Raw genomic sequence first — 14,028 nt, forward strand, 5'->3', positions numbered from 1 at the left:
TCCCGGATGCACACGAAGGAGCCGTGTCCACCGCTGCGCGGGATGCGGAACCGGCGGAATCCGGGTCCGCAACCCGCGGACGGCACTGTCGGCGAACCGCGCAGGTGTCGGTCAGGAGCTCACACCGCTGAGCTCGTTCGGCACATCCGGCAGGGTCACCGATCGGGTCACCGCGCCGGAGGCCAGATCGATCCGGTGGATCTGCTTGGTGGCCGGATCGGAGACGTAGGCGATGCGCTCGCGGACGAACAGCGCAGGACGCGGCTGCTGCCAATCGATCGGCTCCTGCCACGAGTCCATGACCTCGATGGTCCGGCTCACCTCACCGGCGACCGGGTCGATCACGTGGATGGCGCCGTCGGTGCCGAGGACCAGCGCTTCGCCCTGCGGCCCGCGGGCCAGCGAACGGAAGGTGTAGCTGGTGCCCAGGTCCACCAGACGCAGCGTGCCCTTCTCGGTATCGATCAGTGAGATACGTTCCGGACGTTCGAGTTCGGCGAATTCGTCGGTCTTGTAGTCGCCGAGCACGATCGGGGAGACGTCGCTGCCCGCCTGATTGCCGATCCGGCCGTAGGGATCCGGGCTGTCGACCTTGGTGAGCTTGCCGTCCCGGTAGACCAGGACACCGTTCTCGCAGCCGACGACCAGGGTATCGCCGGCAGCGGTCGCCTCACCGTGCACACCGGGGCATTTCTCGTTGCGGGCGGTCTCCTTGCGGCCGGCGTCCAGGATCATCATCCCGGTCCGCTCTTCCTCGTTACCGAGGGTGACCGCGAGTTCACCGCTCTCCAGTTCCACGGCCACACCGTGATGCGGTTCGGCGGACTGGTATTCGGTGGTCTCCGGCGCCCCGCCGGCGAGATCGGCCGGATCGAAGGAGGTCACCTTCCCGGTACCGTCCGCGAAGAGCACCGTGCGGCCGGCATGGCGGACGACGTGCCCCGGTTTCGGACCGGGGAATTCGATATCGGTGAATCGTCCCCCGGCGGCGTCCAATACCTCGAAACCGTCCGTGGTGGATACGATCACATGCCGATCGTCACCGGCCGGATTGACCCGGTTGAATCCGCTGAGCTCCACCCCGCCGCCCCGCTCCAGGGTGGTGCCGTCCAGCAGATGGATACCGCCGTCGTAGGTGACGGCCAGCGGTTCGGCAATCGCGGTCTCGTCGCCGGAATCGGCGCTGCCGCAGCCGCTCAACGCGACCACCGCGGTGAGCAGGCCGGACAGCGCGACCGCTCGTCTGGTGCCGGATCGATTGTGCATGGTGTTCCCTCATCTTCTTCGTGCTGCCCGCGGCGGCGATCCACCGCGGGTGTTGCGGGTCAGGCGGGTGCGAGGCCCGTCACCATCGCGGTGGTGTTGGCGCGCATCATCTCCAGGTAGGTGGCGGCGCCCGCGCCGGGCGCGGTCAGGGATTCGGAATACAACCCGACGATCCGCACCTGGACACCGGCCTGTTCGGCCAGTGCCTGCGCCAGCCGGTCGGGCCGGGCGGAGTCCACGAATATCGCGGGCACCCCGGTGGTGCGGATGGCAGCGGCCAGGTCGGCGAGGTCGGCGGCGCTCGGTGAGGCCAGGGTGGTTCCGCCGGGGATCACGGCGCCCACCACCTCGAAATCGAAACGTTCCGCCAGATAACCGAATACGTGATGGTTGGTGACCAGTTTGCGGCGCTCGGGCGGCACGGTGGCGAAACGCTCGGTCATCCATCGCTGCAGGGCATCGAGTTCGGTGAGATAACGGTCGGCGTTCGCGCGGACGGCGGCGGCGTCGATATCGGGAACCGCGGCGAGCACCTCGTCGCGGATCACCTCGACCGCCCGGTGCACCCGCTGCGGGTCGGTCCAGAAATGCGGGTCGGGTGTGCCGGCGGAATCGCCGGACCGGTAGGGGAGCGGGTCGATCCGATCACCCATCGACAGTTTCGGCACCCCGGCCTCGGCGGCTGCCGTCACATGCCGGGCCAGGCCCTCTTCCAACCCCAAGCCGTTCTCGACGACGAGATCGGCGTCGTCGAGCACCGCGGCGTCCTGTGCCGAGAGGGCGAAGGAATGGGGATCGGATCCCGGCGGCATCAGCACCGTGACCGGCGCCGTATCGCCGACCACCGCGCGGGTGATATCGCCGAGGATATCGGTGGTCACCACCACCCCGCCGCCCCCGGAATCGGTGATACCGCAGCCGCTCAGCGCGAGTACGCCGGCAACGAGGGCGGCGCAGATACGGGTGATCCTGGTCATCGTCCGGTCTCCACCATCAGGTCGGGGTCGATATCGAAGGAGAAGGTGCGGGCCACGCGCAGATCGTCGGCGTAGTCGATTTCGTGGACCTCACGGCGGGCCGGATCGTTGAGGTAGGCGCGTTCGGAGTCGACCAGCAGGACCGGTGCCGCGGCCGGATCGACGGGCGCGGAAAGTATGCGGTGGTGGGCGGTTTCGGCGCCGGTGGCCGGATCGTAGGCATGCAGAACGCCATCGGGGGTGAGGACGAGAACCGCCGTCCCCGCACCTGCCGTCGTCGCGGCGGTCACCGGCCCGGTCTCGATCGGCCGCCAGGTTCGCCGGGCGATATCGAGTACCAGGACCCGCGACTCCCGGACCGCGACCAGCACATCGCTGCCGGGCCGGTGGAAGAAGCCGGCCACGCTCCCGGTCGTCCCGGCGGGGTACGGCAGTTTCTCGGCCGTGAACCGGTCGTCCCGCTCGGTCACCAGCAGCGCTCCGTCGCCGCAGGAGAACACCGCACCGCGCCGGGTCACCGTGTACCCGCCCGGGTGGGGGCATTCCGGGGTCAATGTCTCGACCGGCTCGTCCTCGCGGGTGCGGATCTCGAGCCGCGCCGAACCCGGAGGCGCAACCAGCAGATGCCCACCGTAGGGAACCGCCACGCCCCGCACTGCCGGACCGGTACTCAGCTGTCCCTCATCGAGAGCAGCACGGTCGGCCGGCACGGTCGATCCGTTGTCGAGCACCGCGGCGGACACCATCGGGTCGCTGTGTGCGGATCGGACCGATCCGTCGACGGCCCCCACCCGTCGCGGCTGCGCCCGGTAGTAGTGCACATGATCACCGTGGTCGACGACCCAGCTACCGCTGTCCACCACGGTGGTCGCGTCCCCGGCGGCGAGGTAGGCGTAGCGCCCGTCGCCCGCGATCGCGGTGACGCCGGGGACCGGCTCCAGTTCCGCGATTTCCTCGGTCACCAGGTCGAGCAGCCGCACCGCACCCGAGTTCCGGTCGGCGACCACCAGACGCGGCTGCGCGCTCGCGCTCTCCTCGGCGCCCTCGACGTACCCGTGCGGCACCGGTTCGGCCGGTTCCTCGCTGCCGCAGGCGGCTACCGGAAGTATCAAGAGCCCGGACAGTGCCACCGGCGCCAGTGTTTTCATGCTCAGCCGCCGTGCGGCCGGGCGAAGCCCCCGCCTCGCCCTCGGACGGGAGCCGTAGAGCGCGGCCCGCACGGGGTATGGGCCCGCCACGCCCGAGGTCCCGGTTCGGGCGACCGCCGAATCGGAGCCGTCGACCGCGGAGTCCGCCGATGCGCGCCCGCCCGCACCGTCGTTCCCGGAACCGCCGCGCGCCCGTATCGTGCTGCGAACTCGCGCTACCAGGGCGGAGAGGAAGAAGATCGCCACCGCGGTCAACGCGATGGTCGCCCCGGCCGCGGTGCCCGCATGCCAGGAGACCAGCAGCCCCACCACGGTGGACAGGGCGCCGAATGCGGCTGCCAGCGCCATGATCCGGGGGATTCGGTGCGTGAAATAGGTGGCCGCGGCCGGGGGAGCGACGAGTAGGCCCAGGACCAGCAGGGTGCCCACGATATGGAACGATGCCGCGATCGCCAGCGTGAGCAGCGCCAGCAGTGCGATCTGCGCGGCCCGCGGCCGCAGCCCGAGGGTATGTGCGGTACGCGGGTCGAAGCTGAGGGCGACGAAGGCGCGATGCCCCGCGACGGTGATGGCCGATGCGACGACCAGTGCCGCGAGCAGGAAGAGCAGATCGCCGGGCCGGGTGGCGAGGACATCGCCGAACAGGAAACCGGTCAGGTCGACCGCGAACGATTGGGACCGTGATATCAGGATCACCGCGGTGGCCAGCATCGCCACGAACAGCAGCCCGATCCCGGTATCGGTAGAGAGCCGGCGGTTGCGGCTGAGTACCGACACTCCCGCCGCCATGGCCGACGCGCTCACCAGTGCACCGAGGAGCAGATTGCCGCCGAGCAGCGCGGCCACCGCTACGCCGGGCAGCATGCTGTGTGCCAGAGCTTCGCCGAGAAAGGCCATGCCCCGCACCACGACCCACGTCCCGGCGAGGGCGCACAGGCAGGAGACCAGCAGTCCGCCCCAGAGAGCCCGTTGTACGAATGAAACCTCGAACGGGGCGATCAGCCAATCCATGATCGAACACTGTAAGCTGATAACGATTGTCATTACAAGTTGGTTGGCGGGAGTCACAGTATGCGCGCGGTGGATATCGAAATCACCGGACTGTCGGCGGGATACCGGGACAACCCGGTGTTGCGGGATGTCACGGCGACCTTGCCGGCCGGCCGGGTGACCGCGCTGATGGGTCCCAACGGCTCGGGGAAATCCACCCTGCTCGCGGTGCTCGCCGGAATCCTGACCCCCGCCTCCGGATCGGTCGACCGCCCCGGAACCCGGCGCCCGGCGTTGGTCGTCCAGCAGCAGTCGGTCCCGCCGACTCTGCCGATCACGGTCACCGAAACCGTCGCCATGGGCCGCTGGGCGCAGCGTGGTCTGTGGCGCCGCCTTACCAGAGCCGACCGGGCGGTGGTCGCGGATTGCCTGGCGCAGATGGATATCGCCGATCTCGCCGGCCGCCGCCTCGATACCCTGTCCGGTGGTCAGCGTCAGCGTGTCCTACTGGCTCGCGCGCTGGCGCAGCAATCGGATCTCTTGCTACTGGACGAACCGAGCACGGGACTGGACGCCTCGGCCCAGGAAGCCATCGGCGCCGCCGTCCGGGAGGCCGCGGCATCCGGGGTCACGGTCGTGCACGCCACCCATGATCTCGCCGATGTCCGGCACGCCGACCACTGTGTGCTCTTGCGCGGCGGCCGGGTCGTCGGAACGGGGCAACCCGAAACTGTCCTCGCCCTCGCGGCGTAGACCTCGGCTACGCGAGGTCGAGTGCGACCGGCGGGCATGCGGGCCCGTGGGCAACGATGCGGCAATGCTCGGACGCTGCCCGCGGTGCACTCCGGTGGCGCGCCGAACAGGGCGGCGTCGGCGCAGCGGGAGATCGCCGCAGCGGGAGATCGCCGGTGGTGCCGAGGTCTTTCGTGATACCGGCGCGCCGCTCCTGCCGGATTCTGTGGTCGTGCGCGCAGCGCCCCGCGGTGGACATGTTGCCGACATGCCGGCACCGCGAGCGAGCTCCGGTTTCCCCTGCCCGCCGAAGGTTCGTGTCGTGGGCCGACCCCTGGTGCGACGGTGAGAAGATCCTCTACTGTTTGTCTCACCCCGCGCCCATAAGCGACGACAAGGAGGTCGGATCGTGGCCTCCAGCGAGCCTGCCGCGGAACCGGCAGCCGTGTCTCCGAGCGCCGGAATCCATCGAGGGGAGCCGTAGTGCAGAACAGACCCACGGCAGCGGAGCTGCTGGAATCACTCGCCGAACTGCTGGAGGAAACCCTGCTGCCGGCACTTCCGGCCGATCTGCAGCATCGTGCGCGGGTCGGGGCGAATCTGGCTCGTATTCTCGGCCGTGAGGCCGAACTCGGCCCCGCGGCGGCCACCCGGGAGAAGGAGCTGCTGGACGGCGTTCCGGCGGGTGACGAGGAAGCGCTCTGGCACGCTTTGACCGAGGTGGTGCGGGCCGATCTCGCCATCGCCAAACCGGGCTACGACAGCTGGGAGGGTGAATGAGCGTGACAGTGATGACGCGTGATCGCGGAAGGCCGCGCACCGCAGTCGTGGAGGCGGGATGAGCACCGACCCCGCCCGTGGCCTTGCCGATTTCCTCACCGGAGAATTCGGTGACGAGGTCACCGTCGCCGATTTCCGGTTCCTCTCCGCAGGCGCGCGGCGCCGCAATATCGCCTTCACCGCCACCGTCGGTGACGCCCCGCGCCGTCTGGTCGCGACAGTGGTGCCGCCGGCCCTCGAACTCATGCCCGTCGAGGCGGAAGCCGGGGTCCGGGAGCTGGCGCGCACGCACGGCGTTCCTGTTCCCGCGGTCGTCGCGACCTGCACCGACACCTCCTACGTCGGTGAACCGTTCCTGATTTCCGAGCAGATCGACGGCGAAACCGTGCCGCGCCGGGTGTTGCGCACGCTCGCCGCCGCGGGGAACGCGGAGCAGACGGCGCGGCAGTGGGGCGCGGCAATGGCCCGGCTGCACAGTATCGACCCGGCGCAGGCACCGGAATCGGTTCCGGCGGCCGGTGCCGACCCCGCCGCCGAACACCTCGCCGAGGTCGCAGCGGTGGTGCGGGAGTTACTGCCCGACCGGCCTGTCTTCTCCCTCGCTCTGCGCTGGCTGGAGAAGCGGCTGCCCGGCCCGCCGCCGCGGCCCGCGCTCGTGCACACCGATATGCGCAACGGCAATCTCATCGTCGGCGCGGACGGTTTGCGGGCCGTCCTCGACTGGGAGGGCGCACAACGGTTCGGTGACCCCATGCGAGATACCGCCTGGCCGGCCTTGCGGATGTGGCGGTTCCGCGAGGACGCAAAGGAATTCGGTGGCTTCGCCGACCGCGACACCTTCGTGCGCGGCTACGAGGAGGCAGGCGGAAGCTTCGATCCGGACCGCTACCGCTGGTGGAAAGTGATGGGCACCCTGTACTGGGGTGCCGGCCTGGCCCAGCAGGCGGCGGCCCACCTGGACGGCACCGTCCGCGATATCGTCATGGCCGCCAGCGGGCGCCGTGTCTCGGAGATCGAATGGGATCTGCTCATGCAGATCCGCCCCGCCGCGAAAGCATAGGAGACACTGTGGATTTCGAACTTCCCGCCGATCTGCGCGCCTATCTGACCGAACTCGACGAGTTCATCGAACGCGAAATCGAACCCCTCGAACGAACCGGCGACAATATTCGTTTCTTCGACCACCGCCGCGAGGACGCCCGCACCGATTGGGATCGCGGCGGACTGCCGAGCGCGGAATGGGAGGAACTGCTCGCCGAATCCCGCCGCCGCGCCGATGCCGCCGGTCACTACCGCTACGCCTTCCCGAAGGAGTTCGCCGGTCGCGACGGTACCAATCTCGGGATGGCCGTGATCCGCGAGCATCTCGCCCGGCGCGGGCTGGGCCTGCACTGCGATCTGCAGAACGAGCACGCCGTCGTCGCCAACAACGTCGGCCTGCTGCTGATGCTGGAATACGGTTCACCGGCCCAGAAAGAGCAATGGGTGGACGGACTCGCGGCCGGTACCCGGTTCTTCGCCTTCGGTATCACCGAACCCGAACACGGCTCCGACGCAACCCATATGGAGACCACCGCCGTCCGCGACGGCGACGACTGGGTGATCAACGGCACCAAGACCTGGAACACCGGAGTCCATATCGCCGACGCCGACCTCATCTTCGCCCGCACGTCGGGCACAGCCGGCGACGGCCGGGGTATCACCGCATTCCTGGTACCCACCGACGCACCGGGGTTCAAGGTCGAGGAATACCTGTGGACCTTCAATATGCCCACCGACCACGCGCGCGTTTCGCTCACCGATGTCCGGGTGCCGGATTCGGCGATCTTCGGCCAGGAAGGCCGGGGGCTGGCCGTGGTCCAGCATTTCTTCAACGAGAACCGGATCCGGCAGGCCGCCTCCAGCCTCGGCGCCGCGCAGTACTGCGTGGACAGGGCGGTCGCGTACGCCAACGAGCGCAAACCGTTCGGTAAACCGCTGTCGTCGAATCAGGCCATCCAGTTCCAGCTCGTGGAGCTGCATACCCAGTGCGAGATGCTGCGCGCACTGGTACACAAAACGGCCTGGTCGATGGACAGATACGGGACGTTCGCGGTATCCGAGCAGGTCTCGATGTGCAACTACTGGGCCAACCGTCTCTGCTGTGAGGCCGCCGACCGGGCCATGCAGGTGCACGGTGGCCTCGGCTACTCCCGCTACACCCCGTTCGAGCACATCTACCGCCACCACCGCCGCTACCGGATCACCGAGGGTGCGGAGGAGATCCAGATGCGCCGGGTGGCGGGGTATCTGTTCGGATTCATGGACCGGGCAGTGGTGAAAGGCGTCGGCGGCGGTGCGCCCGGTCAGGGGTAGTCGAAGATGATCACCGGCCGGGCGACGGCAACACCGTCGCGTCGAGCCGGCCGGACCTTCTCCTGCGGGCACCGTCGGGTCAGGCGGGGGATTGTGCCGGTATCCGGCCGTCCGCTGCGCCCGACGAATCTGTGCCTGGACCCGAGTTCTCCGACGACCGGAGAACCCGGATCCAGGACGAAGGCCCGGCCGAGGCCGAGATGGAACCACCGCACGTAGCATGCAGACCGACATCTGGTAGCGAGGAGCGCTCATGACCAGTCCAGCAGTACGTGTCGAACGCGACGGCCCGGTGTTCACCGTGATCCTGTCGCGCCGCGCGGCCCGCAACGCGGTGGACGGCCCCACCGGTGCGGCATTGTTCGAGGCGTTCACCGAATTCGACAACGACGAGTCGGCGGCGGTGGCCGTGCTGTGGGGGGAGGGCGGAACATTCTGCGCCGGTGCGGATCTCAAATCGGTGGGTACCGAGCGGGGCAACCGGCTGGCGGCCGACGGCCACGGCCCGATGGGCCCGAGTCGGATGCGGCTCGGTAAACCTGTGGTCGCCGCGGTTGCCGGGCACGCCGTTGCCGGTGGTCTGGAGTTGGCGATCTGGTGCGATCTGCGGGTAGCGGCGGAGGACGCGGTGTTCGGGGTGTTCTGCCGTCGCTGGGGAGTGCCGCTCATCGACGGCGGCACCGTACGCCTGCCGCGGCTGATCGGCACCGGCCGGGCGATGGATCTGGTGCTCACCGGCCGGCCCGTCGGCGCGGCGGAAGCACTGTCCATGGGACTGGTGAACCGGGTCGTACCCGCCGGTGAGGAACGGGCGGCCGCCGAGGAGCTGGCCGCCGAGATCGCCCGCTTCCCGCAGACCTGCGCCCGCCAGGACCGGCTCTCCCTGCTGGAACAGGAAGGTCTGACCGAACAGGAAGCCCTGGCCAACGAATGGGAACACGGGCTGATCTCCCTCACCGATGCCGCCACCGGCGCACAGCGCTTCGCCGACGGCGCGGGCCGCGGCGGGTCCTTCGCCGACCTGGGCTGAGTGGGACTTCGCGGCGCAATTGCAGCGACGGTGGTGCTGGTTCGGGCGGTGTTCACGATGCCGGTCTCCCACCCTGCGTCGCACCGCAATCCAGGATCGGCGATGGTGCCGTGGCGGGGTTTCGATACCGAGCGGGTCAGCCGGCTCGGCCGGAGAGCTCGGACAGTCGTGCGCTCATCGCCCGCCCCGCGGCATGGAGGGGTTCGGTGGAGCGCAGGGTGCGGCTCAGGACGAAAGCGCCCTCGAGGGTGGTGAGGGTACCGACGATCAGCTCGCGGGCAGTCTCCTCGGCCAAGCCGCGGCCGACGAAATACGCCGTTCCGTCCTCGATCCACGAAGTGATGATCTCCGCGGCCACCGCGCGCAGTTCCGGTTCGGCATCGGCGATTTCGCCCGCGACGGTGCCCACCGGGCACATATTGATCCACCCGGTCTGCTCGATCTGTTCGGCGGCCGTGATGAAGGCGGCGGGCAGAGCCTCCTGAAGATCGGCGTAGGGGTCGAGCAGGAGCGGTATCAGCTGCCCGTAGGCGACGCCCGCGTTACGGAGCGCCGTGGCCGCGAGCTCGGGTTTTCCGCCGGGGAAGTGGTGATAGAGCGACCCCATCGGAGCGTTCGCGGCCGCGCTGATCTGCTTGACGCTGGTACCGCTGTAACCGCGGGTGCGCAGGAGTTCGATCGTCGCGGTCACCAGCCGATCGCGGGTTCCGGTGGTTGACATCTTCTCGGTCACCGTTCCAGACTAGAGCAATCACTCTAGAGCGTTCGCTCGAAAGGGGCCGGAAATGCCGACAGTAGATATCGCCGCAGGTCGGATGCATTACGTGGAAGACGGTGAGGGCCCACCGGTGGTGCTGCTGCACGGCCTGCTGATGAACCACACCGTATGGGACCGAGTGCTCGGCCTGTTGCCGCCGGGCTTCCGCTATATCCGGCCCGACCTTCCGCTGGGGGGTCATCCGATCCCGCTGGAACCCGGTACCGACCTGAGCATGAAGGGCCTGAACCGGCTGGTCGCGGACTTCCTCGCCGCCCTCGACCTGCGCGATGCCGTCCTGGTGCACAGCGATTGGGGCGGGGCCCTGTTCCTCACCGCCTACGGCCTCGACGAACGCGTCGGCCGGCTCGTGGTGCTGCCGTGCGAGGCGTTCGACAATTTCCCGCCCGGGCTCCCCGGAAAGCTGGCCACCGTCGCGAGCTGGGCGCCCGGCGGGATCACCATGGCGCTGCGGCAACTGCGGGTGCCGTGGTTGCGGCGGACACCGCTGCTGTTCGGCTGGATGGCCCGCTATCCGATTCCGGATGATCTGGTACGCGGTTGGACCGAACCGGGCCTGCGCGACGCGCGTATCCGCCGCGATCTACTCGCCTACACGCGATCGGGTTTCTCGGCTCGCGAACTGATCGCACACACCGAGGCATTGCGCCGATTCCGCGGTGCAGCGCTCATCCTGTGGTCTTCGGCCGGCAAGGTGATGCCCCGCGAGCACGGCCGGCGGCTGGCCGAACTGCTCCCGGCGGGCCGTCTGGTCGAGATACCGGACGCCTATGTGCTGTCCATGCTGGACCAGCCCGAGGCCGTCGCGGAGGCGATGTCGGAATTCCTGCTCACGAACCGGACCCGCAGCGTCAAATGAGCTGGAAACGAATGGATATCGTGCCCGGCACTCAGTGCGGCAGGTGTGGCATGACCTCCGCCGCGAACAATTCCATTGTCGCGGCCGCCTGTTTCGCTCCGGTCATGAAGATCACCGAATCGATTCCCTGCCCGGCCCGTTCGCTCAGCCGGTCCACCAGCATGGCCGGCGTGCCGACGTAGCCCTCGTCGAGGGCGAACGCTTCGGCCCCGTAATGCCGCCGCGCCCGGGCCTGGACCTCGGGCAGTTCCCGCTCGTTTTCGGCGATCGCCAAAATCGCCTGGTGGGAACGGCGGATCGCGGCGGGGTCACGGCCGATGCGGGTGCATTCGGCATCCAGCAGCTCGGCCGACCGGCGGTGGTCGCGCAGGCCGTAGGTGGGAACATTCCAGACATCGGCGTACCGCGCGACCAACGGCAACGTGTATTTCGGTCCCGTGCCCCCGATATGGATCGGCGGCCGCGGCCGCTGAATCGGGCCGGGCACATTCGCGATATCGCTGACCTGGTAGTGCTTGCCCTCGAACGAGGTCCGTTCATGGGCGAACATCGAGGTGATGATCTCGAGTGCTTCCCCCAGCCGCTCGGCGCGTTCGCCCGCCGAGCCCCAGGGCAACCCGGCCTGCCGATGTTCGCCGGCAATCGAACCGCTGCCGAGCCCGAACTCCAGCCGCCCACCGGAGATCACATCCAGTGAGGTCGCCATCCGGCCCAGTACCACCGGGTGCCGGAAGTTGTTGCACAACACCAGGGCGCCCACTCGTAACGTCGTGGTGCCGGCGAGCAGTGCGGTCGCCGCGGTCCACGCTTCGAGGGCGGGATGCTCGGGCATTCCGGGTGACCAGAGATGGTCGAAGAGCCAGAAACCGGTGAATCCGGTGCGTTCGGCCGTTGTCGCGAGATCCAGCAGGGGCGGGTACGCCGAAACCATCTGCGGTACATATATCCCGAACTCCACCGCATCGAAGCTAGCAGCACCGGGCGCCGTGGGAGCCGTTTCCGGCCCGGGAACCAGCGGTGGGTATCGAACCGGATCGGCGGTTTCCATGCACGGTCCGTGCAAGGTATTCATGCTGCAGCCGGTTGTTTTCCGACACGGGATTGCGGCGACGCACAACGAGACCCGGCGGGGCGGCGTCCGATGTGAGACCCCGGCGGGCCACGTCGAAAGGTCCGCTTCGCCGATTCGGCCCGCCACCCACCTGAATGCAACTACCGTCTGTAGTAGAAGCTAGACTTCCGTTATGCCACCGGATGCGAATCACGTACTGCGTGGTGCATCCGTCGGTGCGCTGTCGGCGATCGTCACCGCCACGGCGCACAGCGCCGGCGGCGGAGCGATTCCGTCCGAAGCGGGCTCGCTGCTTCTCGTCGTCGTATGCTCGGCCATCGGCTGTGCGGCCGCATCGATGCGCGGAATATCGCGAGCCGGGCTGATGGGCGCGCTCGCGGCTGCGCAGGCGCTCGGTCATCTCGCGCTGTCGGCGATGGATACCCACTCGCATGCCGGGGCGGCCGACAGCCGCATGCTCTGGGCCCATCTGGCAGCGGTCGTCGCGGGCGCGTACCTCATCGATGCCGCCGAGCGTGGTTCCCGGTGGGCGATCTCCACACTCCGGCGGATAGTGCCGTGCCCGGGACCCGTCCCCATCGACCGGATGCTGTGTGTACCGGTGACGAGGTATCGGGTCACCCGTATTCCGCGGCTTTTCGACCTCTCCGGTACCGGCACCCGCGGCCCTCCGTTCCCCGCCTGATTCGCCGCACCGCCCTCTCGGCAGCGCTGTAGAGCATACGGGCTGCCGACCGCAGCCCGGCAGCGCCACCGACAGGTCCGCGGCCGGTTGCCCGGTCGCGTTCTGCTCGTGCTCGGGGCCGACGGGCGATATGGCGGAACGATTTTCACCAGACGACAGGTCGAGACACCGACGAGGTCTCGACCCGACCCGGAGCTGCGCATCCTCGCCGCGGGCTGTCTCGTCACCCGGTGCACCCGAATGCGTTTCGCGCATTCGCCGTGTGCCCGCATATCGCGAGCCGGGATCCGCGCGCTCGCCGACTTCCACTCCGAAAGTGATCACAGATGAAAACATCGATCCGACACGGTGCCTGCCTGGCAGCACTGACCTGCGTTGCCGCCTTGGCGGGGGCGTGTTCCACCGACAGCGCGGACTCCGCCGGCCGGCAGGCCGATTCGGTGGTCGTCCACGAACAGTGGGTGAAGGCCGCCGATTCCGGGATGACGGCGGCCTTCGCCGAATTCCGTAATGCCGCCGATACCGAGGTTCGCGTGGTCGCCGCGTCCTCACCGGCGGCCGAATGGTCCGAACTCCACGAGATCGCCCCGGGCGACACCGGTGCGCCGGTGATGCGACCGAAGGCGGGAGGTTTCGTCATCCCCGCCGGCGGCACGTACACGCTTGTCGCCGGTGGTGACCATCTGATGCTCATGGATCTGCACGCCCCGCTCACACCCGGTGCGGAAACCGAGATCACGCTCGAATTCGAGGACCGGTCCACCAAGACCTTCACCGCTCAGGTCCGCGACTTTGCCGGTGCACAGGAGAACTACCAGCCGGGCGGCGGCGATCCCGCCGGTGCCCCGGCCGCGCCCTCGACCCCCGCGCACGGTGGGTGAGCAGGAACCGCGGCGGCGAACGATGAGCCGGCGGCGGCTGCTCGGTTCGGGCGCCGCCGCCTTCGGCGCCGCGGGAGTCGGTGCGGGCATCTACGGTGTCGCGGAAGGCGCCGAGCGCGCCGAGGCTGCCACCGGAACCGATACCGTCGCCTGGGACGGTCTGCACCAAGCCGGTATCGCGACCACCCCGCCGCAAGCGCACGCTGTATTCGCCGGACTCGACCTGTTGCCGAAGGTGGGTCCCGCCGAACTGATCGGCATCATGAAGGTCTGGACGGCCGATATCGCCCGGCTCACACAGGGCCGGCCCGCGCTCGCGGATACCGAACCCGAACTGGCCGCCGCCCCCCCGCCCCGGCCCCACACCGACGGGAGCGGTGCACGCGGGGGCGACGCGCGGCGGCCGCCCGTGAACGCGGGCCGGCGTCATGCGCCCAACCGGATTGACCAACCACGACTCGGCGCGTGCCGCGGC

At 68.9% G+C, this 14,028-nt stretch carries 13 protein-coding genes and 1 pseudogene; 9 read left to right on the forward strand and 5 right to left on the reverse strand.

Annotated features, from left to right (window positions below; all coding sequences use genetic code 11):
* Window positions 1-111: 111 nt before the first annotated feature.
* From aztD to aztB, 3 genes are read right to left on the reverse strand one after another with little or no spacing between them, the layout of a single operon-like run.
* Window positions 112-1,266 carry a zinc metallochaperone AztD gene (aztD, locus tag QH195_RS06925; RefSeq protein ID WP_280434762.1) on the reverse strand — a complete coding sequence of 385 codons (1,155 nt, stop codon included), beginning with the start codon at window positions 1,264-1,266 and terminating at the stop codon, window positions 112-114.
* A gap of 59 nt (window positions 1,267-1,325) precedes the next feature.
* A complete protein-coding gene (gene aztC / locus QH195_RS06930; RefSeq protein ID WP_280434763.1) occupies window positions 1,326-2,243 on the reverse strand; it encodes a zinc ABC transporter substrate-binding protein AztC in 918 nt (305 codons plus the stop codon).
* The gene (aztB, locus tag QH195_RS06935) at window positions 2,240-4,402 is read right to left on the reverse strand and encodes a zinc ABC transporter permease AztB (protein WP_280434764.1); all 2,163 of its coding nucleotides are present in this window, start codon (window positions 4,400-4,402) and stop codon (window positions 2,240-2,242) included. The genes aztC and aztB overlap by 4 nt, the downstream gene beginning before the upstream one ends.
* Window positions 4,403-4,462: 60 nt before the next feature.
* Here aztB and aztA point away from each other — a divergent pair, with 60 nt between their 5' ends.
* The 5 genes from aztA to QH195_RS06960 all read left to right on the forward strand — a co-directional run bounded on the left by aztA (window position 4,463) and on the right by QH195_RS06960 (window position 9,278).
* Complete coding sequence (gene aztA / locus QH195_RS06940) at window positions 4,463-5,134, forward strand: zinc ABC transporter ATP-binding protein AztA (protein WP_280420807.1); 672 nt, start codon at window positions 4,463-4,465, stop codon at window positions 5,132-5,134.
* Between the two features lie 462 nt (window positions 5,135-5,596).
* Window positions 5,597-5,893: a DUF6285 domain-containing protein gene (locus QH195_RS06945; RefSeq protein ID WP_280434765.1), complete on the forward strand. Its 297-nt coding sequence runs from the start codon at window positions 5,597-5,599 to the stop codon at window positions 5,891-5,893.
* 58 nt (window positions 5,894-5,951) lie between these two features.
* Window positions 5,952-6,953 (forward strand): phosphotransferase family protein, encoded by a 1,002-nt coding sequence (locus QH195_RS06950; RefSeq protein WP_280434766.1) that lies wholly within the window; start codon window positions 5,952-5,954, stop codon window positions 6,951-6,953.
* An 8-nt stretch (window positions 6,954-6,961) separates the two neighbouring features.
* A complete protein-coding gene (locus tag QH195_RS06955) occupies window positions 6,962-8,248 on the forward strand; it encodes an acyl-CoA dehydrogenase family protein (RefSeq protein WP_280434767.1) in 1,287 nt (428 codons plus the stop codon).
* Window positions 8,249-8,501: 253 nt separating this feature from the next.
* A complete protein-coding gene (locus QH195_RS06960) occupies window positions 8,502-9,278 on the forward strand; it encodes a crotonase/enoyl-CoA hydratase family protein (RefSeq protein ID WP_280434768.1) in 777 nt (258 codons plus the stop codon).
* Window positions 9,279-9,414: 136 nt separating this feature from the next.
* On the opposite strand, the gene QH195_RS06965 is transcribed toward QH195_RS06960, so the two are convergent.
* Window positions 9,415-10,011 carry a TetR/AcrR family transcriptional regulator gene (locus QH195_RS06965; protein ID WP_280434769.1) on the reverse strand — a complete coding sequence of 199 codons (597 nt, stop codon included), beginning with the start codon at window positions 10,009-10,011 and terminating at the stop codon, window positions 9,415-9,417.
* Window positions 10,012-10,063: 52 nt separating this feature from the next.
* Between QH195_RS06965 and QH195_RS06970 the strand changes: the two genes are divergently transcribed.
* Complete coding sequence (locus QH195_RS06970) at window positions 10,064-10,915, forward strand: alpha/beta fold hydrolase (RefSeq protein ID WP_280434770.1); 852 nt, start codon at window positions 10,064-10,066, stop codon at window positions 10,913-10,915.
* Between the two features lie 31 nt (window positions 10,916-10,946).
* Here the strand turns inward: QH195_RS06970 and QH195_RS06975 are convergent, their stop codons facing one another.
* Window positions 10,947-11,873: an LLM class flavin-dependent oxidoreductase gene (locus QH195_RS06975; protein WP_280434771.1), complete on the reverse strand. Its 927-nt coding sequence runs from the start codon at window positions 11,871-11,873 to the stop codon at window positions 10,947-10,949.
* Between the two features lie 286 nt (window positions 11,874-12,159).
* Here QH195_RS06975 and QH195_RS06980 point away from each other — a divergent pair, with 286 nt between their 5' ends.
* From QH195_RS06980 to QH195_RS06990, 3 genes and pseudogenes are all read left to right on the forward strand, one after another.
* Window positions 12,160-12,672, forward strand: a complete 513-nt coding sequence (locus QH195_RS06980) for a hypothetical protein (RefSeq protein WP_280434772.1) — start codon at window positions 12,160-12,162, stop codon at window positions 12,670-12,672.
* Between the two features lie 326 nt (window positions 12,673-12,998).
* Window positions 12,999-13,553 (forward strand): copper chaperone PCu(A)C, encoded by a 555-nt coding sequence (locus QH195_RS06985; protein WP_280420816.1) that lies wholly within the window; start codon window positions 12,999-13,001, stop codon window positions 13,551-13,553.
* Window positions 13,554-13,575: 22 nt separating this feature from the next.
* Window positions 13,576-14,028, forward strand: a pseudogene (locus QH195_RS06990) (Dyp-type peroxidase); the annotation flags it as partial.

It is taken from the genome of Nocardia carnea (assembly GCF_029868855.1).
GTDB lineage: Bacteria > Actinomycetota > Actinomycetes > Mycobacteriales > Mycobacteriaceae > Nocardia > Nocardia carnea_A.

Excerpts from the sequence above, each read along its gene's own strand:
- QH195_RS06980 (WP_280434772.1), top strand. The coding sequence starts at position 12,160 with ATGCCACCGGATGCGAATCACGTACTGCGTGGTGCATCCGTCGGTGCG.
- QH195_RS06985 (WP_280420816.1), top strand. The coding sequence starts at position 12,999 with ATGAAAACATCGATCCGACACGGTGCCTGCCTGGCAGCACTGACCTGC.
- aztA (WP_280420807.1), top strand. The coding sequence starts at position 4,463 with ATGCGCGCGGTGGATATCGAAATCACCGGACTGTCGGCGGGATACCGG.
- aztC (WP_280434763.1), bottom strand. The coding sequence starts at position 2,243 with ATGACCAGGATCACCCGTATCTGCGCCGCCCTCGTTGCCGGCGTACTC.
- QH195_RS06950 (WP_280434766.1), top strand. The coding sequence starts at position 5,952 with ATGAGCACCGACCCCGCCCGTGGCCTTGCCGATTTCCTCACCGGAGAA.
- aztB (WP_280434764.1), bottom strand. The coding sequence starts at position 4,402 with ATGGATTGGCTGATCGCCCCGTTCGAGGTTTCATTCGTACAACGGGCT.
- QH195_RS06970 (WP_280434770.1), top strand. The coding sequence starts at position 10,064 with ATGCCGACAGTAGATATCGCCGCAGGTCGGATGCATTACGTGGAAGAC.
- aztD (WP_280434762.1), bottom strand. The coding sequence starts at position 1,266 with ATGCACAATCGATCCGGCACCAGACGAGCGGTCGCGCTGTCCGGCCTG.
- QH195_RS06960 (WP_280434768.1), top strand. The coding sequence starts at position 8,502 with ATGACCAGTCCAGCAGTACGTGTCGAACGCGACGGCCCGGTGTTCACC.